Raw genomic sequence first — 21,799 nt, 5'->3', positions numbered from 1 at the left:
GACACCGTGAGCGTCGCACCTGCAGCCGCCGGGCGGCACTCGACGATGAGAGCCGCACCGCTGCGCTGCGGGGGCGGAGAAGCGAACAGAGGACACCGTGAGCGTCGCACCTGCAGCCGCCGGGCGGCACTCGACGATGAGAGCCGCACCGCTGCGCTGCGGGGGCGGAGAAGCGAACAGAGGACAGAGTGACTGAAGCGATCCTCCTGGTCGGCGGCAAGGGCACCCGGCTGCGCCCGCTGACGGTGCGCACGCCCAAGCCGATGGTCTCCGCGGCCGGCGTGCCGTTCCTCACCCACCAGCTGGCCCGCGCGCGGGCGGCCGGCGTCGAGCACATCGTCCTCGCCACCTCCTACCTCGCCGAGGTCTTCGAGCCGTACTTCGGCGACGGATCGGCGCTCGGGCTGCATCTGGAGTACGTCACCGAGCGCGAGCCGCTGGGCACCGGCGGCGCCATCCGCAATGTCGCCGAGCGGCTGCACTCCGCCCCCGGCGACCCGGTGCTGATCTTCAACGGCGACATCCTCACCGGCCTGGACATCCCGGCCCTGGTCGACACCCACCGCACCTCCGGCGCCGACGTCTCCCTGCACCTGACCCGGGTCGAGGACCCGCGCGCCTTCGGCCTGGTGCCCACCGACGACACCGGCCGGGTCACCGCCTTCCTGGAGAAGCCGCAGACCCCCGAGGAGATCGTCACCGACCAGATCAACGCCGGTGCGTACGTCTTCAACCGGTCGGTCATCGACAGCATCCCGGCCGGCCGCCCGGTCTCCGTCGAGCGCGAGACCTTCCCCGGGCTCCTCGCCGACGGCGCCCACCTCCAGGGCATGGTCGACTCCACCTACTGGCTCGACCTCGGCACCCCGCAGGCCTTCGTCCGCGGCTCGGCCGACCTGGTCCTGGGCCGCGCCCCGTCCCCGGCCGTCCCCGGCCGCCGCGGCGACCGCCTGGTCCTGGACAGCGCCGAGGTCGCCGCCGACGCCAAGCTCGGCGGCGGCACCGTCGTGGGCCCGCGCGCCGTGATCGGCGCCGGCGCCCGGATCGACGGCAGCGCGGTCCTCGAAGGCGCGGTCATCGAGGACGGCGCCCGTATCCGCGACTCGCTGATCGGCGCCGGCGCGCGGATCGGCGCCCGTACGGTCCTGGACGGCGCGGTCATCGGCGACGGCGCCCGCATCGGCGCGGACAACGAGCTGCGCGACGGCATCCGGATCTGGTGCGACGCCGAGATCCCGGACGGCGCGGTGCGGTTCTCGTCGGACCAGTAGTCCGGCCGGCGGGGGCGCCCGCCCCATCGCCTACGCTGGCCGCATGCCCGCCCGTACCTGGGTTCCGCCCGGCCCGTTCGATCTGCACCGCACGCTGGGGGTGCTGCAGCGAGGCCCGGGGGACCCGGCGTTCGCGGTGCGCGGCGGCGAGCTGTGGCGGTCCTGCCGTACGCCCGAGGGGCCCGGCACCCTGCGCCTGGCCGCCCGCCCGGCCGCCGGCGAGGTCGCGGCCGAGGCCTGGGGGCCGGGCGCCGACTGGCTGCTGGAGCACCTGCCCGACCTGCTGGGGGAGTTTGACGACCCCGCGCAGCTGACCGCCCGGCACCGCATCGTCCACGAGGCACGCCGCCGCCACCCCGGTGTCCGGCTCGCCAGGACCGGTCTGGTGCTGGAGTCGCTGATCCCCTCGATCCTGGAGCAGAAGGTCACCAGCGACGAGGCCTACCGTGCCTGGCGGCTCCTGCTGCAGCGGCACGGCGAGCCGGCCCCCGGCCCCTGGGAGCGGATGCGGGTGATGCCCGATCCGCGCGCCTGGGCGCTGATCCCCTCCTGGGAGTGGCACCGCGCCGGCGTCGACGCCAAGCGCTCCGACGCGATCGTGCGCGCGGTGCGGGTCGCGCGCAGGATGGAGGAGGCCGCGCGGATGGACCTCGCCGACGCCACCCGCCGGCTGACGGCGATACCGGGCATCGGCCCGTGGACCGCCGCCGAGACCCTCCAGCGGACCCTGGGCGCGCCGGACGCGATCACGGTCGGCGATCTCCATCTGCCGAAGATCATCGGCTATGCCCTCACCGGCCGCCGCGGCACGACCGACGCGCAGATGCTCGAACTCCTCGCGCCCTACGAGGGCCAGCGCCACCGCGCCGCCCGGCTGATCCTGCTCTCCGGCGTCACCCCGCCGCGGCGGGCGCCCCGCTTCCCGGTCGGGGACATCGCCCGCCTGTGACCCGCGCGGCGCGGCTCGGGGCGTGCTACGGAAAGCCCTAGCGCACGACGACGAAGTCCTCGGCCGCGCGCGGCGCCCGTTCCTTCGGCGGCGCGGCCGGGCGCCCGATCGCCACCGCGCCCATCGGCTCCCAGTCCCCGGGCAGTTCCAGCACCTCGCGTACGACGTCCCGGCAGAACATCGTCGACGAGACCCATGCGGAGCCCAGCCGCTCGCCCGCCAGCGCCACCAGGAAGTTCTGGATCCCGGCGCCGCTGGCCACGAGGAACATCTCCCGCTCCGCCGCGTTCCGCCGCGCGTCCGGGTAGGTGTGCGCACCGTCCGCCACCATGCACGGCACGGCCAGATACGGGGCGTCGCGCAGCACGTCGCCGCGCCGTACCCGCCGGGCGATGGACTCCGGCGACTTGCCGTCGCGGCGCAGGTCCTCCATCCACGCCTCGCGCATCGCGTCCACCAGCCGCCGCCGCGCCCCGGCCGACTCCAGCAGCACAAACCGCCACGGCGTGGTGTGGTGCGGCGCCGGGGCCGTGACCGCCGCCGCCACCGCCCGCCGGACCGCCCCCGGATCGACCGGCTCGTCGGTGAACGCGCGGACCGTACGCCGCAGCGTCACCGCCTCCCGTACGGCCTCCGAGGTGCCCAGCCGGAACATGTCGTCCTCGGCGGAGCGCACCATCGCCCGCGCCCCCGGCCCGTCGCCCGCCTCCTGGGCCAGGACGACATGCGGCAGCCCGCGCACCACCGCGACCGGCAGCCCGGCCGCCTTGCCCTTCACCAGGTCGCCCGCCGCCGTCAGCTCGTCCGCGGTGGCCACCACCGTCGCGCTGAGCGGATTGCCGTACGCGTCGGTGCCGCCGCGCAGGTCGTCCAGCACCCGCACCCCGGCGGCCCCGATGGCGACATCGGTCAGGCCGCTGCGCCAGGGCCGGCCGAAGGTGTCGCTGATGACGACCCCGACCTCGACGCCGAGGGCGGCGCGCAGGCCCGCCCGGAGGGCGCGGGCCGAGGCGTCGGGGTCCTCGGGCAGCAACAGCACCGTTCCGGCGGGGGTGTTGGAGGCGTCGACGCCGGCCGCGGCCATCACCAGGCCCTGGCGGTTCTGCACGATCCGCACCGGTCCGCGGCGGGCCACCACCCGCACGGTCTCCTGGTCGATCGCCGCCTCCCGGTCGGCGGCCTCGACGATCCGCCCCTCGGCCTTGCTGACGATCTTCGACGTCACCAGCAGCACATCGCCGTCGGCCAGCCGGGGCACCCCGTCGGCGGTCGCCGCGGCGGCGACCAGCTTGACCAGGTCGTCGCCGGGCCGTACCTCCGGCATCCCCGGCAGCGCCCAGACCCGGTACGCGGGCACCCGCGCGGCGTCCGTCACGCGCGGACCTCCTCGGCCAGCGCCAGCGCCTCCCGGGCCATCGCGGCCGTGGCGTCCAGGTCCGTCATCATCAGCGGTACGGCCCGGCAGCGGATCCCGGCCGCCTCCACCTCGGCCACCGCCCCCGCGTCGACGGAGTCCACCAGCCAGCCGTCCAGCAGCCCGTCACCGTAGTGCCGGGCCACGGCCGCCGCGGTCGACTCCACGCCCACCGCCGCCAGCACCTTGTCGGCCATGCCGCGCACGGGGGCGTCCCCGACGATCGGGGACAGGCCGACCACCGGCGCGCCGGCGCCCGCGATCGCCTCACGGATGCCCGGCACCGCCAGGATCGTGCCGACGCTGACGACGGGGTTGGACGGCGGGAAGAGCACCACGTCCGCCTCGGCGATCGCCTCCAGCACGCCCGGCGCGGGCTTGGCCTGGTCGGCGCCGACCGGCACCACGGCGTGCGCGGGCACCGAGGCGCGCAGCCGCACCCAGTACTCCTGGAAGTGGACCGCCTTGCGCTCGCCGTCCTCGTCGACGGCGACATGGGTCTCGACCCGGTCGTCCGACATCGGCAGCAGCCGCACCCCGGGCTGCCAGCGCGCGCACAGTGCCTCGGTGACGGCGCTGAGCGGATAGCCGGCGCCCAGCATCTGGGTGCGCACGATGTGGGTGGCGAAGTCCCGGTCGCCGAGCCCGAACCACTCGGGTCCCACGCCGTAGGCGGCCAACTCCTCCTTCACCCGGAAGGTTTCGTCGGCGCGGCCCCAGCCCTGCTCCTCGTTGATGCCGCCGCCGAGCGTGTACATCACGGTGTCGAGGTCGGGACACACCTTGAGCCCGAACAGATGGATGTCGTCGCCGGTGTTGCCGATGACGGTGATGTCCGCGTCCGGAGCCGCTGCCTTCAGTCCCCGCAGAAAGCGGGCGCCGCCGATACCGCCGGCCAGAACCACGATTCGCATGACCCCAGGATGTCAGGGGCCGGCGACCGTGCGTCAGGGGGTCGGGCCGCCGTGGGCGGCCGCCGGGGCGGCCGCGGCCCCGGAGGCGGTCTGGCTCGGGTGCATCGGCATGTCGGTCAGGCCCGGGAAGTAGACGTGCAGGCTGACGGCCGGCGTGAGCGAGTCGTTGACGACCTCGTGGACGTAGCCGGGGGCGAACACCCGCTGGGCGCCGGCCGTGAGCGTACGGGGCCCGCCGGCGAGGTGCTCGGTCAACTCGCCTTCCAGGACGGTCAGTACGCCGGAGGACTCCCCGTGGTCATGGCGGCCGCTGCCCTGGCCGGGCACCCAGCTCAGCAGCCACACCTCGTAGCCCGGGCCGGTGCGCAGCCGGTGGTACCAGCGGGTGGTGGCGTCGTACTGGACGAGGTGCGCCCAGCTGGCCCGGTCGGCGGCGATCGAGCGGGCGAGCCCGGCGAAGCCGGCGACGGTGGCCGGGTGCGCGGGGACGGGCGGCAGCAGGTGGGGAATGGCGAGCGGGTCGCCGGCGATCTGGACGTCGCTGTTCATCGGTGTCGGTTCCTCGGCGGAAGTGCTGGGGTGACGCGCGAACGTGGGGGGTGCGGCACGGCGCGGGCTGTCCCGGTGGGGTGCGCGGCGCGGTGGTCGCGGTGCAGCGGCTCTGCGGGGTGGTGCGAGCGGAGAAAGCTGGAGCTCAGTGGCTTCAACAGCTGGAACAGCGACAGCGGGCCTGCGCAGCGCAGAGCGACCCGTAGGCACGGGTCAGTCGGGGCGCGGGAGTCACTGGCATGGGGTCAAGGAGACCGGTTTCGCGGCGTGATGTCAACCGGATGTCGGGTTTGCCGAGAATCTTTCACCTCATCCGGTTACTCCGGCTGGAGAAAGGTTTGTGCAGCTCCCGGGCCGGAGAGATCGACCGTCAGCCGCGCCCCCAAACGCCATTGCGGTCCCGTGATCCGTTTGTGATCTTCCCCGCTTCGGCGCGCGGGGTGCAACGCGAATGCCGCCTGATCGCGTCTTGGTGAACGACGCGGACGTGCCGGGCGGTGCACCCGTGGAAGTGTCCTGGTTTTTACTGATTTGAACACTTTCTGCATCCGCTTGGTTCCGCCGAGTGAATAAGAGGCTCAATAGCAGATCTCGGCTTGACTGGCCCGGATCACCACACTTGTAATTTCACTCGTGTCGTTCAGCCGAAATCGATCACGGCTTGATCACGGGGACGTAAAGACAGACGAGGGGCGCACATGACCGAGCTGTTCCAGGAATTGCTGGTCGAGGAGGCGGACGAGGAGCTCGGCTGGCAGGAGCGCGCACTGTGCGCCCAGACCGACCCCGAGTCCTTCTTCCCGGAGAAGGGCGGGTCCACCCGCGAGGCCAAGAAGGTCTGTCTCGCCTGTGAAGTCCGGTCCGAATGCCTCGAATACGCCCTCGCCAACGACGAGCGCTTCGGTATCTGGGGCGGTCTGTCCGAACGCGAGCGGCGCCGGCTCAAGAAGGCCGCCGTCTGACGATGATCAGGCAGCCGTCCCGACCCATGGCGCGCGGCCGAACCGGCCACACCGCCGTACCGCCCCAACTCCCCATATCCCCCTATAGCGAACACTCCGCCTCCAGCGCCCCGGGCGCCGGAGGCGGACTGCTGTGCACTGCTTCGTACGGGCCCAGCCGGGGCGGCGGCACGAACCATTAGTGTGGGGCCCCGTCCGAGATGCGCCGCCGCCCCGCGGGGCGCGCGCGTCGCCTCGTAGTCCGTCGCAGTGTCTTCCGGGGGCAGGGGCCTTGAGCGGCTTCGCCGCGGCCCTTCGAACTCCCGGGTCCGGAGGGCCCGTACCTCGATGTCCTTGCACAGCCAGTCGGCGGCCCAGGCCGCCTCATATGAAGCCGCCACCCCAGAGTTCCCGCGGCATGTCGTCACCGCCGTGATCGTCTCCCATGACGGCGCCCGCTGGCTGCCCGACGCGCTCTCCGGCCTGCTCGGCCAGGAACGCCCGGTGCAGAACGTCATCGGCGCGGACACCGGCAGCGCGGACGACTCCGCCCAGCTGCTCGCCGAAGCCATCGGCGACCAACGGGTGCTGCACCTCGCCCGCCGCTCCGGATTCGGCACCGCCGTCGACGAGGCCGTGCGCACCGCCCCCCACCTCACCCCCGACGACCTGCCCTACCTGCGCCGCCCCAGCGGCTGGGACCCGGTCAGCCGCACCTGGCGCGACGAGGCCTACGACATGCCGGAGTTGCCGCACGGCGAGCCGGTCCAGTGGCTGTGGCTGCTGCACGACGACTGCGCACCCGAGCCGGACGCGCTCGCCGAACTGCTGCGGGTCGCCGACGCCAGCCCCTCCACCGTCATCGTCGGCCCCAAGCTGCGCAGCTGGTACGACCGCCGCCAGCTGCTCGAAGCCGGCGTCAGCATCGCCCGCAGCGGCCGCCGCTGGACCGGCCTGGACCGCCGCGAACAGGACCAGGGCCAGCACGACCAGGTCCGCCCCGTACTGTCCGTCTCCAGCGCCGGCATGCTCATCCGCCGCGACGTCTACGAGGAGTTGGGCGGCTTCGACCGCCGGCTGCCCCTGATGCGCGACGACGTCGACCTGTGCTGGCGCGCCCAGGCCGCCGGACACCAGGTCCTGGTCGCACCGGACGCCATCCTGCGGCACGCCGAGGCCGCCGCCCGCGAGCGCCGCCCCATCGACTGCGTCGGCCGCTCGGTGGCCAACCCGCACCGCGTCGACAAGGCCGGCGCCGTCTACACCCTGCTGGCCAACTCCCGCGGCGCGATCCTGCCTTACGTACTGCTGCGGCTGCTGATCGGCACCGTGCTGCGCGTCATCGCCTACCTGGTCGGCAAGGTCCCCGGCCAGGCGCTGGACGAACTCGCCGGGCTCTTCGGCACCCTGCTGCGGCCCGGCAAGATCCTCGCCGCCCGCAAGCGCAGAGGCCGCCCCGCGGTGGACGCCGGCGAGCTGCGGCCGCTCTTCCCGCCGCCCGGCGCGACCGTACGGGCCACCGCCGAACAGGTCGCCGGCAACCTCGCCGGGCGCGCCGCACCCGACGTGGCCTCGGCCGGCCGGCACGGCGCCGTCGAGTCCGGGCCCGGCGGCGACGACGCCGACTTCCTGGAGGTCGAGCAGTTCGCCCGGCTCAAGCGGATCGCCCGCAAACCCGGGCCGGTGCTCTTCCTCGTCCTGCTGCTGGTCTCGCTGATCGCCTGCCGTGAACTGCTCGGCACCGGCGCGCTGACCGGCGGCGCGATGCTGCCCGCGCCCGGCGGCGCCGCCGACCTGTGGTCGGCCTACCTCGACAGCTGGCACGCGGTCGGCGTCGGCGGCAGCGCCCCCGCACCCCCCTACCTGGCGATCGTCGCCCTGGTGTCGAGCGTCTTCCTCGGCTCCACCGGTTTCGCCGTCACCCTGCTGCTGGTCTGCTCCGTCCCGCTGGCCGGCCTCACCGCCTACTTCGCCTCCCGCCCGCTGGTCGCCTCCCGGCTGCTGCGGGCCTGGGGGAGCATCGCCTACGCCTTCCTGCCCGCGGCCGCCGGCGCGCTGGCGGGCGGCCGCCTGGGCACCGCGGTGCTCGCCATCCTGCTGCCCCTCATGGCGCGCGCCGCGATCGCCGCGACCGGCCTGCGGCTGCCGGCGGGCACCCGCCCCAGCTGGCGCGCCACCTGGGCGTATGCGCTGCTGATCACCTTCACCATGGCCTTCACCCCGGTCGTGTGGCCGATCGCGGCGCTCCTGGGCGCCGGCCTGCTGGTGCTGCGGTTCCTGGATGGCAACCGCGACCTGCTGCTCGCCTACGGGCTGCGCTTCCTGGCCGTGCTCCTCGCCCCGCTCGTCGCGCTCGCCCCCTGGTCGCTGTCGCTGCTGACCGACCCCGCCCGCTTCTTCCAGGAGGCCGGCCTCGACTACGGCGCCGGCTCCGCCTCCGTCCTCGACCTCATCGGCCTCAGCCCCGGCGGCCCCAAGGCCGCGGGCGGGGTGCTGCTCTTCGGCATCGTGCTGGCCGCGCTCGCCGCCACGCTGCGCGACGCCCGGCAGCGCGCGATCCGTACCGCCTGGGCCGTGGCGCTGACCGGGCTGCTCTTCGCAGCACTCGGCAACGGCTCCGGCTGGACCGGGCCCGCGATGCTCGTCTACGGACTGGCGCTGCTGTGCGCCGCCGCGATCGGCGCCGAGGGCATCCGCACCCGTATGGCCAGCCTCGGCTTCGGCTGGAAGCAGCCGGTCGCCGTGCTGATCGCGCTGGCGTCCGTACTCGCCCCGCTCTACGCCGCGGCCAGCTGGATGATCACCGGCGCGGCCGGCCCGCTGGAGCGCCGCAGCCCCGAACAGGTCCCGGCCTTCGTCGCCGAGGAGTCCGGCAGCGCCGACCGGCCCCGCACCCTGGTGCTCGACGGCCGGCCCGGCCACGTCACCTACTCCCTCGTCCGCGGCTCCGGCGCCCGGCTCGGTGACGCCGACCTGGCCGCCGAGGCGGGCGAGGACAAGCGGCTCGGCACCATCGTCGCCCACCTCGTCGCCGGGTCCGGCGCCGACCAGACCAACCAGCTCGGCGGCTATGCGGTCCGCTACGTCCTGGTCAGGGACGGCGCACCGCGCGAAATGGGCCGGGTGCTGGACGCCACCCCGGGCCTGACCAGGCTCAGCCAGGAGGACGGCAGCGCCCTGTGGCGGGTCGACCGCCGGGTCTCGCGGGTCTCGATCGTGGCCGGCCAGGCCGGGGACGGCACCGCCGCCGGGGAGGCCGCCGCGCCGGTCGCCGTGGCGTCCGGCCCGGTCGAGGCACACACCAAGATCCCCGCCGGGCCCGCCGGCCGGGTGCTGCGCCTGGCCGACACCGCCGACGGGGGCTGGCAGGCCACCCTCGACGGCACCCCGCTCAAGCCCGTCACGGTCGACGGCTGGGCGCAGGGCTTCACGCTCCCCGCGGGCGGCGGCCGGCTCGACCTCACCCACGACAACCCCCTCGGCCACACCCTCTGGCTGTGGGCGCAGGGCCTGCTCGCCGTCGTCCTGGTGGTGCTCGCCCTGCCCGGCCGCCGCCGGGAGATCGACGACGACCTTCCCGAGGACGTCGCCGCCGCCCAGGCCGCCGCGGCCGCCGGCGACGGCCGACGGGCCCGCCGCCTGCGCGCCCAGGCCGAGGCCGCGGGCGCCCCCGACCAGGCCGCACCCGGCATCCCGGCCGCGCGGACCGGCGAGCAGCCGCCCCCGGTGCCGCAGGCGGTGCCCGCCCAGGACGCCGCCGCGGCCGGCGACCCGTACGCGGCCGCGGGCCGGCAGCAGTCCTACGAGGACTGGCAGACCGCCCAGCAGACCGCCCCGCCCCAGCCGGACGTCCCACCGGGGCAGGCCGCCGAGCCGCAGCCCTACGCCTCCGCCGACCCGTACCAGGCGGACCAGTACGGGCGGTACCCGCAGGCTGGCCAGCCCACCGCGGACCCGTACGCGGCCGAACCGTACGGCGCGGCCCCCTACGCCGCCGATCCCTACCAGGCCGGCGCCTACGACCCGTACGGCTACGGCGGCGGCCAGTACACCGACGGCCCGCCGCAGCCCCAGCAGCAGCCCTACGACGACGGCACCGAGTACCCGGGGTACTCCGGCTCCTACCGCGAGCCGCGCCGTGACGGGAGCGACCAGCAGTGAAGCGCACCATCATGTCCCTGATCGGCGCGGCCGCCGCGCTGGCCGCCGTCACCGGTGTCGCCGCCGTCGCGGCCCCGGACGGCGGCGCGAAGGACACGGCCGGCAGCGGCACCCGGCTGCCCGTCCAGCGCTCCGCGCTGCTCTGCCCCGCCCCCACCTCCTCCGAGGTCGGCGAGACGACCTACACCGCCTTCGCCCCCAAGGGCGCCGCCGCCGGCGCCGGCACCAAGAAGGGCACCGCCCGGCTGCTGCCCGCCGGGACCGTCCGCGACGCCGGCAGCGGCGGCACCGGCGCCGGCAAGGACAAGGGCACCGAGGGCAAGGGCAAGAAGGACGCGAAGGCGGCCGCGGACGCCGGCAGCCGGATCGTCCCGCCCCGCGACACCAAGCCCGTCGCCCCCCTCCAGGAGGCCGGAAAGCCGGTCACGGCCACCACCGACAGCTCCGACGCCCCCGCCCTCGTGGGCGCCGCGGACGGCACCCTCGCGCCCGGCTGGACCGTCCAGCAGACCACCTCCGTCGCGGCCGGCTCAGGACGCGGCCTGCTCGGCCTGGGCTGCACCACCCCCGACACCACGTTCTGGTTCCCCGGCGTCAGCACCGCCACCGACCGCCAGGACTACGTCCACCTCACCAACCCCGACGCGACCCAGGCCGTCGTCGACCTCGAACTGCACGGCAAGGACGGCCCGTTGGCGGGCTCCGCGGGCGAGGACATCTCCGTCCCCCCGCACACCACCGTCCCCGTGCTGCTCTCCACCCTGACCGCCGGCCCCACCACCAACGCCGCCCTGCACGTCGTCGCGCGCGAGGGCCGGGTCGGCGCCGCCGTCCAGGCGAGCGACGGCAAGCTGGGCAGCGACTGGCTGCCGCCCGCCGCCGACCCGTCGCCGAGCGTGGTGCTGCCCGGCATCCCCAAGGACGCCACCTCCGTCCGGCTGGTCGCCGTCGCACCCGGTGAGTCCGACGCCGACCTGAAGGTCCAACTGGCCACCCCGACCGGGCTGATCACCCCGGCCGGCCTGGAGACCCTGCACGTCAAGAGCGGGATGACCACGGCGGTGGACCTCAAGGACGTCACCAAGGGCGAGGCCGGTTCGCTGGTGCTCACCCCCGCCGACGGCGGCGCCAAGGCCCCGGTCGCGGCCGCCCTGCGGGTGACCCGCGGCAAGGGCGCTTCGCAGGAGATGGCGTTCATCCCCGCGACCCGCCCGGTCGGCCAGCGCGCCACCGCCGCCGACAACCGCGACAAGGGCAGCACCCTGTCGCTGGTCGCGCCCGAGAAGGGCAAGGACGCCAAGGTGAAGGTCACCGCGTCGGCGGGCAGCGGCGGCGGCACCCCGGTCACCAAGACGTACACGGTCAAGGGCGGCACCGCCCTGGACGTCGCACCGCCCCGCCCGCAGGGACTCAAGGGCGCCTACGCGCTGACCGTGGAGCCCGAGCCCGGATCCGGCCCCGTCTACGCGGCCCGGATGCTCGCCCGCCCCCAGGGGGGGCTGCCCGCCTTCACCGTCCAGCCGATGCCCGACGACCGGGGCTCGGTCCTCGTCCCGACCGCGGGCCAGGACCTGTCGGTGCTCACGGACTGAGCGGCGCCACCACGGCCCGCGCCACGGCCCCCGCTACGGCCTCAATCCTGGCCGTAGCGGGGGTCCACCGACTCCGGAGCCAGCCCCAGCAGCTCGGCGACCTGCTCGACCACCACCTCGTGGACCAGCAGCGCGCGCTCGTCACGGCTCTTCGTACGGATCTCCACCGGCCTGCGGTAGATCACGATCCGGTCGCGATGTCCGCCCGCCGCGGGCAGCACCCGGCCCAGCGGCACGGTCTCCTCGTCGGCGGTCGCGTCCGGCCCGTCGTCCGGACCGAATCCGGGCACCTCAAGGATCATGAAGTCGACCTGGGAGAGCTGCGGCCAGCGCCGCTCCAGCCGGTCCCGCGAGTCGTAGACGAGATCCACGAAGGCGTCAGCGCGGGTCACTGACAGCGGCACCTGCGGAGGCGCGATCGGGCCGCGCATGCCGCGGCCGTGGCGGTCGCGGCGGCGGAGCCGCGGCTCCGTCGGTCGGGGAGGTACGGGGCTGTCCATCAGATCGAGCGTAGCCGTCACGGGCCGCCGGGCACCGCAGAGCGCGACGATCCGCGACAAGAAGCCGCTGTTTCCGGCTCGATCGGACCGGTCCGGTCGAGCGGGTGCAGGTCAGACGCATCGGACGAAGCGGGACGACACGGTTGGGTGAGCCGGGGGAGAGTCGTCGCGGCCCGCTCAAGAGTGCGGTACCGTCCAACGTCGTGAGCCCTGTACGTCGCTGTTCGCGCACTGCGTGCGGCCGCCCCGCCGTCGCAACGCTGACGTACGTCTATGCGGACTCGACCGCCGTGCTCGGACCGCTCGCCACCTACGCCGAACCGCACTGCTACGACCTGTGCGCCGAGCACTCCGAGCGGCTGACCGCGCCCCGCGGCTGGGAGGTCGTCCGCCTCGCCATCGACCCCGGCCCGGCCCGGCCCAGCGGCGACGACCTCGAAGCCCTCGCCAACGCCGTCCGCGAAGCCGCCCGCCCCCAGGAACGCGCCGCCGGCGACGGCTCACCGGCCCACGGCGACCGCGACGCCCACCCCATGGAGGTCGCCCGCCGCGGCCATCTGCGGGTGCTGCGCTCGCCCGACTCCTGAGCCGGGCCGGCCGCGACCGGCCGCCACCGCGCTACGGACGGGGATGCCCGGCCCCCGCGCGGCGCCGCCCGGTAGGTTTGGGGTCACCGTAGAGACTCCACAGGAGGGCTGGCTGTGACTGATCTGTCGCAGATCGTGAAGGCGTATGACGTGCGCGGTGTGGTCCCCGACCAGTGGGACGACTCGCTCGCCGAGCTGTTCGGCGCGGCCTTCGTCGAGGTCACCGGCGCCGACGCGATCGTGACCGGGCATGACATGCGCCCCTCCTCGCCCGGCCTGTCGGGCGCCTTCGCCCGCGGCGCGGCGGCCCGCGGCGCGGACGTCACCGAGATCGGCCTCTGCTCGACCGACGAGCTGTACTTCGCCAGCGGCTCCCTGGGCCTGCCCGGCGCGATGTTCACCGCCTCGCACAACCCCGCCCAGTACAACGGCATCAAGATGTGCCGGGCGGGCGCCGCACCGGTCGGCCAGGACACCGGCCTCGCCGACATCCGCGCACTGGTCGAGCGCTGGTCGCAGGAGGGCGCCCCCGCGCCGGCCGCCACCCCCGGCACGATCACCCGGCGCGACGTGCTCGACGCCTACGCCGAGCACCTGCGCACCCTCGTCGACCTGTCCGCCATCCGCCCGCTGAAGGTCGTGGTCGACGCCGGCAACGGCATGGGCGGCCACACCGTGCCCACCGTCTTCGACGGGCTGCCCCTCGAACTCGACGCCATGTACTTCGAGTTGGACGGCTCGTTCCCGAACCACGAGGCCAACCCGCTCGACCCCAAGAACATCGTCGACCTCCAGGCGCGGGTCCGCGAGACCGGCGCCGACCTCGGTCTGGCCTTCGACGGCGACGCGGACCGCTGCTTCGTCGTCGACGAGAACGGCGACCCCGTCTCCCCGTCCGCGATCACCGCCCTGGTCGCCGCCCGCGAACTGGCCAAGCACCCCGGCGGGACCGTCATCCACAACTGCATCACCTCCTGGTCCGTACCGGAGGTCGTCAGGGAGAACGGCGGCACACCGGTCCGCACCCGCGTCGGGCACTCCTTCATCAAGGAGGAGATGGCCAAGACCGGCGCGATCTTCGGCGGCGAGCACTCCGCGCACTACTACTTCCGCGACTTCTGGAACGCCGACACCGGCATGCTCGCCGCCCTGCACGTCCTGGCGGCCCTCGGCGGGCAGCAGGGACCGCTGTCGGACCTGGTGGCGCAGTACGACCGCTACGCCGCCTCCGGCGAGATCAACAGCACCGTCGACGACCAGGCCGGCCGCCTCGCCGCGATCAGGACCGCCTACGAGGGCCGCCCCGGCGTCACCCTCGACGAGCTGGACGGCCTGACCGTCACCGCCGAGGACTGGTGGTTCAACGTGCGCCCCTCGAACACCGAGCCGCTGCTGCGGCTGAACGTCGAGGCCAGGGACACCGCGACCGCTGAGCGGACCCGCGACGAGGCACTGGCGATCATCCGCGGCTGAGCCCGCGCGCGCCGCAACCGGAGAGCGCCTCCGGTGGTGCGGGCCGGCCGCCACGCCCCGGCCCCCACCACCGCAAATGCCCGCCGGGCAGGCCGCGCCACGCCCTCCGGCGGTACGCTGGCCACGCCGCACCCACCCCGAAGGAGCACCCTCCATGCCGGTCGAAGCCAGCCTGATCCAGATCCTCGCCTGCCCGGCGTGCCACGCCCCGCTGGAGGACCGGACCGCGGCGGACCCCGCGGAGCTCGTCTGCACCTCCGGCGACTGCGGCCTGGCCTACCCCGTCCGGGACGGCATCCCGGTACTCCTCGTCGACGAAGCCAGCCGCCCCGCCTGACCGGGCACCGCCGGGCCCGCCCCGGCACGCCCGGCGTATTCCCCGCCCGCACCGGCGATCGGAGGCCGCGCCCACCATGCTCGATGAGTCACTCCTCGACACCCCTGACGCACTGGCCGGCGCCGACCGGTTCGGCCTGCTGCGCGGCGTCGCCGAATCCGGCGCCCGGGTCCGCACCGCCGCCCGCAGCGCCGCCGAATCCGGCATCCCGGAACTGACCCCCGACGGACGGCCGCGCGCCGTCCTCGTCGCCGGTCCCGGCCCGGCCGCGGCCGGCGTGGCCGACCTCCTGCGCGCCCTCAGCGGCGGCAGCTGCCCGGTCAGCCTCATCCAGCCCGCCGGCGTCGCCCCGCTGCCCGGAGCGCTGCGCTGGACCCTGCCCGGCTGGGCCGGCCCCCTGGACCTGATGCTGATCGCCGGGCCCGACGCCGCCGACCCCGGCCTCGCTGAGCTGGTCGAAGCGGCCTACCGCCGCGGCTGCTCCGTCGTCGCCGTCACCCCGGCCGGCGGCCCGCTCTCCGACGCCGTCATCCAGGCCCGCGGCCTCGCCGTCCCGCTGGCGACCACCCCCTACGACGCCGAGTTCGACGTCGAGGGCGCGCCCCCCGCCGCCCCCGGCACCCTCTGGTCGGTACTGATCCCGCTGCTCGCGCTCGCCGACCGGATCGGCCTGCTCAGCGCCCCGCCGGACGCCCTGGCCAAGCTCGCCGACCGCCTCGACCACATCGCCCAACGCTGCGGCCCTGCCATCCCGACCTACACCAACCCCGGCAAGGCACTGGCCGCCGACCTCGCCGACGCACTCCCGCTGATCTGGACCGAGGGCCCCCTCGCCGGCGCCGTCGGCCGGCACTTCGCCACCGAGCTGGCCGGACTCGCCGGCCGCCCCGCCCTCGCCGCCGAACTCCCCGAGGCGCTGACCACCCACCGCACCCTGCTGGCCGGCGCGCTGGCCGCCGGCGCCGACCCGGACGACTTCTTCCGCGACCGCGTCGACCAGCCCGCGGCGATGCACGCCAGGGTCGTCCTGCTGCGCGAGGAGGAGCCCGGACCGCTCTCCGCCACCCGCGCCGCGCACGCCCTCGCCGAGGAGCGCGACACCGCCGTCAGCGAGCTGCAACCGGACGCCGGCAGCGATCTGGAGAAGGCCGCGGAACTTCTCGCCATCGCGGATTTCGGCGCCGTTTACCTGGCGCTCGCCGGCACCGAGTGACCTGTGACGGCCGGGCGGCCGCACAGCCGCACGGATCAGCAGCTCCGCTGAGCCGTACGCGTCGTTCCGCACGTACGGCTCAGCACGACTCGTAAGGAAGCAGCAGTTCCATGGACCGCCTCGCCAACACCGTGCGCCCCTACGCCTGGGGTTCCACCACCGCCATCCCGGAGCTCCTGGGCACCGCGCCGACCGGCGAACCGCAGGCCGAGCTGTGGATGGGCGCCCACCCCGGCGCCCCCTCCCGCATCGACCGCGGCGCGGGCCCCGTCTCCCTGGCCGAGGTGATCGACGCCGCTCCCGAGGCCGAACTGGGCCCCGACACCGTCCGCGCCTTCGGCCCCCGGCTGCCCTTCCTGTTCAAGGTGCTCGCCGCCGGCTCGCCGCTCTCCCTCCAGGTCCACCCCGACCTCACACAGGCCGAGGAGGGCTTCGCCGACGAGGAGCGGCGCGGCGTCCCGATCGACGCCGGCCACCGCAACTACAAGGACGCCAACCACAAGCCCGAGCTGATCTGCGCCCTCACCCCCTTCGACGGCCTGTGCGGCTTCCGCCACCCGGCACAGTCCGCCGACCTCATCGAGGCCCTGGACGTCGACGACCTCAAGCCGTACGTCGACATCCTGCGCGCCAGCCCCGAGGAGGACGCGCTGCGCGAGGTGCTCACCGCCGTCCTGAGCGCCGAGCCCCACGCGATAGCCCGCACCGTCGAGCTCGCCGCCCTCGCCGCGGAGCGGCTCGCCGCCGAGAACGGCCCGCACGCCGACGCCTACGCCGCCTACGCCGGCCTCGCCCACCACTTCCCGGGCGACGCCGGCGTCCTCGCCGCCATGCTGCTCCACCACGTCCGGCTCCAGCCCGGAGAGGCGCTGTTCCTCGGCGCCGGCATCCCGCACGCCTACCTGAGCGGCCTCGGCGTGGAGCTGATGGCCAACTCCGACAACGTGCTGCGCTGCGGCCTGACCCCCAAGCACGTGGACGTCCCCGAACTCCTGCGGGTGGTGCGCTTCGAGGCGGGCGACCCGGGCGTGCTGCGGCCCGAGGCGGTCGACGGCGAGGAGACCTACGAGACCCCCATCGACGAGTTCCGGCTCTCCCGCTTCGTCCTGGCCCCCGGCGCCGCACCGCGCCCGCTGCACTCCCGTACGCCGCAGATCCTGCTCTGCACGGCCGGCACCGTCGAGCTGCGCGGCGCCGACGGGGACGCCGACGCCGAGCTGACCCTGGCCCCCGGCGAGTCCGCGTTCGTACCGGCCGGCGAGCGGCTCACGCTCGCGGGGGAGGGCACGCTCTTCCGCGCGACGGTCGTGGCGTAGGCGGCGCCGCGCCGCAGGAACGCGGGGACGAGCGGTGCAAAACCGTCCGGCGGCTGGCCTCATGGCGGCCGCCGGGCGCAGGGCTGCAACAATGACCGCCGCACGGTAATTAAAGGGGCGGTAAAGCAGCCGAGCTCCGTCGACGGAAGGGACATGCGGCACCTATGAGCGCATCAGGCGGGACAAAGGCGATCGTTGCGGCGCTGGCCGCCAACCTGGCGATCGCCGCAGCGAAGTTCGTGGCCTTCGCCTTCAGCGGCTCGTCCTCGATGCTGGCCGAAGGCGTGCACTCCGTCGCGGACTCCGGCAACCAGGGCCTGCTGCTGCTCGGCGGCAAGAAGGCCAAGCGCGCGGCCACCGCCGAGCACCCCTTCGGCTACGGCCGCGAACGCTACATCTACGGCTTCCTGGTCTCCATCGTCCTGTTCACCATCGGCGGCGTCTTCGCCCTCTACGAGGGCTACGAGAAGATCCACGACCCGCACGAGCTGGACAACTGGTTCTGGCCGGTCGGCGTACTGGTCTTCGCGATCATCGCCGAGAGCTTCTCCTTCCGTACGGCCATCAAGGAGTCCAACGAGCTGCGCGGCAAGCAGACCTGGACCCAGTTCGTCCGCCGCGCCAAGGCCCCCGAGCTGCCGGTCGTCCTCCTGGAGGACTTCGGCGCGCTGGTCGGCCTGGTCCTCGCGCTGGGCGGCGTCGGCCTCACCCTGGCCACCGGCAACGGCGTCTGGGACGGCATCGGCACCATGTGCATCGGCGCGCTGCTGGTCCTGATCGCGCTGGTCCTGGCCGCCGAGACCAAGTCGCTGCTGCTCGGCGAGGCGGCCGGCCCCGAGCAGGTCGCCAAGATCCGCGAGGCGGTCGTCGACGGCGAGGTCGTCACCCGCGTCATCCACATGCGCACGCTCCACCTCGGCCCCGAGGAACTGCTGGTCGCCGCCAAGATCGCGGTCCGCAACGACGACACCGCCGCCCAGGTCGCCCAGGCCATCAACGCCGCCGAGGCCCGCATCCGCGAGGCCGTCCCGATCGCCCGCGTCATCTACCTGGAGCCGGACATCTACAACGAGTCCGCAGCCACCGCAGACACCGCAGCCACCGACCCGACGAAGACGCCTGGGGGTCAGTGAGCCTGGCGGGTCCGCCGGGGCCGCTGAGGCTGTGGGCCGGGTTGGCTGGGCCTCTGAGGTCGGTGGGCCTGGTCGGTCGCGGAGCCGTTCGGGCTTGTGGGGCTGCTGGGTCCTCGGGCGTGCTGGGCCGCCGAACTCGGGGAGCCTGGTCGGCCGCTGAACCTCTCGGGCCTGTGGGGCTGCCGAGCCCGGCGCACTTGCCCGGCCGTTGAGCCCGGCGGGCCCGCGGCCATGCAAGCCACGCGGCCACACAGGCCCGCACAGGCCACACAGAACACGGCAAGGCCCCCGCACTCAGGAGGAGCGCGGGGGTCTTTCCCTGTGACGGCGCTTACGCCGCGTGGAGCCTCCGCCCCAGGTCCCCGACCGGGGAATACCACCCCGGGACCGCCACGTTGTGGCCCCGCAGGGGGCCCTCGCATCCCCTACGGGATCTGTTCGCCCCCGCCCTACTGGATCTCCCCGAGAACGCGCAGAATCGCCGCCTCGTCCTGCGCGTCCTGCAGCCGGGCCCGGAAGTCGCCGTCCATCAGCTTCCGGGACAGCAGCGCCAGGATGCGCAGATGCTCATCCCCGGCCGCCGCCTCGGGCACCGCGATCATGAAGACCAGCTTGGCGAGCGACCCGTCCAGCGAACCCCAGTCGATACCGTCCGCGGACCGCGCGAAGCCGACGACCGGAGCCGTCACCGCATCCGTCTTGGCATGCGGAATGGCGATCTCCTCACCCAGCCCGGTGGTGCCCTGCGCCTCCCGCGCCAGCGCCACCCGGACCAGCTCGGCCACGTCCGCCACCTTGCCGGTACCGGCCGCCAGCTCGGCCATCTCCCGGATCGCCGCTTCCTTCTCCCCGGCGACGAGCTGCGTCTTGACGGTCTGCTCGGTGAGATAGCCGGAGAGCACCACGGTGGCGGTCGCACCGGCGACCACATCCACCACATCCACCACATCGACGACATCGACGACATCGACGACATCGGCGTCATCATCGGCCGTGCCACCAGCAGCGCGCCCCCGGCCGTCCTCGACGCCGACTGGCACGCGAGCCGGAACCGGCGCCGCAGCCGTACGAGCATCCCCTGCGGCCGTACGGGCACCCCCTGCAGCCGTACGGGAATCCGCCCCACCAGTACGGGATCCGCCTCCGCCCCTCACCCCGGCACCCACCGTCTCCCCGCCCCCCGGAGCCGCACTGACACCACCACCAGCGCCAACAACGCCACCCGCACCAGCCCCGGCCACCCCGCCCCCGCCCTTCCTCCGCTCCGCGACGTCCACCAGCGCCACCGTCGTCAGCGCCGTCACCACGGCCCCGGCCACCACGGCGAGGAAGAACATCGGCACCCCGCCGACCGCACCCAGCACCGCCACGATCGGCCCGCCGTGCGGCACCGCGTCCGTCACCCCGGCCAGCCCGGCGAGCGCACCGGCCACCGCGCCGCCGAGCATGTTCGCTGGTATGACCTGCGCGGGCCGCGCCGCGGCGAACGGGATCGCGCCCTCGGAGATCCCGAAGAGCCCCATGAACAGCGCCGCCATGCCCGTCTCCCGCTCCTGCTCGGAGTACAGGCGCCGGCGGATCAGCGTCGCCAGCCCCTGCCCCAGCGGCATGACGGGGATCGCCGCGGCACACATGCCCATCACCGTCTGGTTACCGGACGCGATCAGCCCCGCACCGAACAGGAACGCGGTCTTGTTGACCGGGCCGCCCATATCGAACGCGATCATCAGCCCGAGGATCGCGCCGAGCAGCACCGCGCTCGACCCCGTCATCCCGCCCAGCCAGCCGGTGAGGTGCGTGAACACCCACGAGACGGGCTTGCCGATGACGTAGATGAAGAACAGCCCGAGCGCCGTCGTCGCCACGATCGGGATCACGATGATCGGCATGATCGGCTGGACGAACCGGGGAACCCTGACCTTCTTGATCCACTGCACCAGATAGCCGGCCAGGAAGCCCGTGACGATCGCGCCGATGAACCCCGCGCCCGCCCTGGAGTCGTACAGCGCGCCCGTATTGGCGATCCAGCCGCCGATCATGCCCGGCACCAGCGCCGGCCGGTCGCCGATCGCGTACGCGATATAGCCGGACAGGATCGGCACCATCAGCGTGAAGCCGATGACCCCGACATCGTTGACGTGCTTCCAGAACGACCCGTCCGGGATCACCAGCCCGCCATCGGCCTGCGGATGCCCGCCCAGCGCGAGCGAGACGGCGATCAGCAGCCCGCCGACCACCACGAACGGGATCATGTAGCTGACCCCGTTCATCAGCGCCTTGTAGGTGACGCCGCGCTGCTTGCCGCCACCCTGGGCCGCGGCCGCCCCACCGCCGGACCCGCCGCTGCTCCCGCCCTCATGGACCGGCGCGCTCCGCACCCGCTCGATCAGCTCCTCGGGCCGGTGAATGCCCTCGGCCACCCCGACCGCCAGCACCTTCTTGCCGACGAACCGGCTGCGGTCGACGTCCTTGTCCGCGGCGATGATGATCCCGTCCGCGTCTCTGACATCGTTGTCAGACAGTACGTTCTCAGCCCCGATGGAACCCTGCGTCTCCACCTTGATCTCGTGGCCGAGCGCCTCGGCAGCCCGGGCCAGCTTCTCCGCGGCCATATAGGTGTGGGCGATACCGGTCGGACAGGCGGTCACTGCGAGCAGCTTCAGCCCCTGCCCGCCCCTCCCCGCGCCCCGGGGGGCCTCGGCTGGACTGGTGGTCACGTCGTTCTCCTTACGCATCTGCGCGCGGTCGTACGGCAGTTCCGGTGCGCGCGCTCCAGGCATCCTGCATGACGCCCCGGCCCGGGCATAGCCCTGCGGCACCGCAGATCACGGTGGACGGCCCCCCGGCCTCCAAGCTCGCCACCCCGCCTCTGACGCCCAGCGCAGTGACCGAATCCGTACCCCCGGACCGGCCCGTCACAGGCCGCCCGCCCGGCCGCCACCGGCCCGCCACACCACCCCGGTCTGGCCGGGACCGCACGGGATCGGCCTATCCGGACTGGGGCTCACTGCGCCGATCGGTGTAGATTCGTGACCAGTGCCAGACGTCGCTGCTGATGGCGGTCGGGCGGCCCGCACCGCGGACCGGCCGAGGGAGAGAGGGCCTCCGACGGACTGCGCTGCGGCCAGGGGAGAGGTGTGTCCGCCTCCGCGTACGCTCTTCCCCCAGCTCAAGCTGGGCCCCGGCCCGCGCCGCAGACTGCCAGCCCATCCACCTCGACGCTCGAGGAGCAGCCCGCATGACGACAGCAGCCACCGGCCAGGACTTCAAGGTCGCCGACCTTTCCCTCGCCGCCTTCGGCCGCAAGGAGATCACCCTCGCCGAGCACGAGATGCCCGGCCTGATGGCGATCCGCAAGGAGTACGCCGCAGCCCAGCCGCTGGCCGGCGCCCGCATCACCGGCTCGCTGCACATGACCGTGCAGACCGCCGTCCTGATCGAGACCCTGG

At 74.1% G+C, this 21,799-nt stretch carries 17 protein-coding genes; 12 read left to right on the top strand and 5 right to left on the bottom strand.

Annotated features, from left to right (window positions below; genetic code table 11):
* The first annotated feature begins 188 nt into the window (after positions 1-188).
* A complete protein-coding gene (locus ACWD6P_RS33810) occupies positions 189-1,271 on the top strand; it encodes a sugar phosphate nucleotidyltransferase (protein WP_451448025.1) in 1,083 nt (360 codons plus the stop codon).
* A gap of 43 nt (positions 1,272-1,314) precedes the next feature.
* On the top strand, positions 1,315-2,220 hold the full coding sequence (locus ACWD6P_RS33805) for a DNA-3-methyladenine glycosylase family protein (protein ID WP_451448024.1): 906 nt from the start codon (positions 1,315-1,317) through the stop codon (positions 2,218-2,220).
* A gap of 37 nt (positions 2,221-2,257) precedes the next feature.
* Here the strand turns inward: ACWD6P_RS33805 and ACWD6P_RS33800 are convergent, their stop codons facing one another.
* Genes ACWD6P_RS33800 through ACWD6P_RS33790 form a run of 3 tightly spaced genes read right to left on the bottom strand, consistent with a single transcriptional unit; the run spans position 2,258 to position 5,097 of the window.
* The gene (locus tag ACWD6P_RS33800; protein WP_451448023.1) at positions 2,258-3,595 is read right to left on the bottom strand and encodes a coenzyme F420-0:L-glutamate ligase; all 1,338 of its coding nucleotides are present in this window, start codon (positions 3,593-3,595) and stop codon (positions 2,258-2,260) included.
* Positions 3,592-4,548, bottom strand: coding sequence for a 2-phospho-L-lactate transferase (cofD, locus tag ACWD6P_RS33795; protein WP_451448022.1), 957 nt, complete (start codon positions 4,546-4,548; stop codon positions 3,592-3,594). The genes ACWD6P_RS33800 and cofD overlap by 4 nt, the downstream gene beginning before the upstream one ends.
* A gap of 33 nt (positions 4,549-4,581) precedes the next feature.
* Entirely contained in the window at positions 4,582-5,097 is a 516-nt protein-coding gene (locus tag ACWD6P_RS33790) for a cysteine dioxygenase (RefSeq protein WP_451448021.1), read from the bottom strand.
* A 698-nt stretch (positions 5,098-5,795) separates the two neighbouring features.
* On the opposite strand from ACWD6P_RS33790, the gene ACWD6P_RS33785 reads away from it, so the two are divergent.
* The 3 genes from ACWD6P_RS33785 (at position 5,796) to ACWD6P_RS33775 (ending at position 11,791) form a co-directional block, all read left to right on the top strand.
* Positions 5,796-6,059 (top strand): WhiB family transcriptional regulator, encoded by a 264-nt coding sequence (locus ACWD6P_RS33785; protein WP_003983763.1) that lies wholly within the window; start codon positions 5,796-5,798, stop codon positions 6,057-6,059.
* A gap of 327 nt (positions 6,060-6,386) precedes the next feature.
* On the top strand, positions 6,387-10,199 hold the full coding sequence (locus tag ACWD6P_RS33780) for a glycosyltransferase (RefSeq protein WP_451448020.1): 3,813 nt from the start codon (positions 6,387-6,389) through the stop codon (positions 10,197-10,199).
* Positions 10,196-11,791 (top strand): DUF5719 family protein, encoded by a 1,596-nt coding sequence (locus ACWD6P_RS33775; protein ID WP_451448019.1) that lies wholly within the window; start codon positions 10,196-10,198, stop codon positions 11,789-11,791. Before ACWD6P_RS33780 ends, ACWD6P_RS33775 begins: the two co-directional genes overlap by 4 nt.
* Before the next feature lie 41 nt (positions 11,792-11,832).
* Here ACWD6P_RS33775 and ACWD6P_RS33770 read toward each other — a convergent pair whose 3' ends face one another.
* Positions 11,833-12,291 carry a metallopeptidase family protein gene (locus ACWD6P_RS33770; protein WP_451448018.1) on the bottom strand — a complete coding sequence of 153 codons (459 nt, stop codon included), beginning with the start codon at positions 12,289-12,291 and terminating at the stop codon, positions 11,833-11,835.
* 143 nt (positions 12,292-12,434) lie between these two features.
* Between ACWD6P_RS33770 and ACWD6P_RS33765 the strand changes: the two genes are divergently transcribed.
* The 6 genes from ACWD6P_RS33765 (at position 12,435) to ACWD6P_RS33740 (ending at position 18,350) form a co-directional block, all read left to right on the top strand.
* Positions 12,435-12,878 (top strand): DUF3499 domain-containing protein, encoded by a 444-nt coding sequence (locus ACWD6P_RS33765; protein ID WP_451448017.1) that lies wholly within the window; start codon positions 12,435-12,437, stop codon positions 12,876-12,878.
* 114 nt (positions 12,879-12,992) lie between these two features.
* Positions 12,993-14,351, top strand: a complete 1,359-nt coding sequence (locus ACWD6P_RS33760) for a phosphomannomutase/phosphoglucomutase (protein WP_451448016.1) — start codon at positions 12,993-12,995, stop codon at positions 14,349-14,351.
* A gap of 154 nt (positions 14,352-14,505) precedes the next feature.
* On the top strand, positions 14,506-14,688 hold the full coding sequence (locus ACWD6P_RS33755) for a Trm112 family protein (RefSeq protein WP_451448015.1): 183 nt from the start codon (positions 14,506-14,508) through the stop codon (positions 14,686-14,688).
* Between the two features lie 76 nt (positions 14,689-14,764).
* Complete coding sequence (locus tag ACWD6P_RS33750) at positions 14,765-15,901, top strand: SIS domain-containing protein (protein ID WP_451448014.1); 1,137 nt, start codon at positions 14,765-14,767, stop codon at positions 15,899-15,901.
* Between the two features lie 110 nt (positions 15,902-16,011).
* The gene (gene manA / locus ACWD6P_RS33745) at positions 16,012-17,217 is read left to right on the top strand and encodes a mannose-6-phosphate isomerase, class I (RefSeq protein ID WP_451448013.1); all 1,206 of its coding nucleotides are present in this window, start codon (positions 16,012-16,014) and stop codon (positions 17,215-17,217) included.
* A gap of 164 nt (positions 17,218-17,381) precedes the next feature.
* Complete coding sequence (locus tag ACWD6P_RS33740; RefSeq protein ID WP_451448012.1) at positions 17,382-18,350, top strand: cation diffusion facilitator family transporter; 969 nt, start codon at positions 17,382-17,384, stop codon at positions 18,348-18,350.
* 449 nt (positions 18,351-18,799) lie between these two features.
* On the opposite strand, the gene ACWD6P_RS33735 is transcribed toward ACWD6P_RS33740, so the two are convergent.
* Entirely contained in the window at positions 18,800-20,998 is a 2,199-nt protein-coding gene (locus ACWD6P_RS33735) for a fructose-specific PTS transporter subunit EIIC (protein WP_451448026.1), read from the bottom strand.
* 590 nt (positions 20,999-21,588) lie between these two features.
* On the opposite strand from ACWD6P_RS33735, the gene ACWD6P_RS33730 reads away from it, so the two are divergent.
* Positions 21,589-21,799: adenosylhomocysteinase (locus ACWD6P_RS33730; protein WP_451448011.1), on the top strand; the 211-nt coding region annotated here is incomplete at its 3' end.

The organism is Streptomyces sp. NPDC002446 (assembly GCF_053595675.1).
This window is presented reverse-complemented; position numbering and strand designations above follow the sequence as displayed.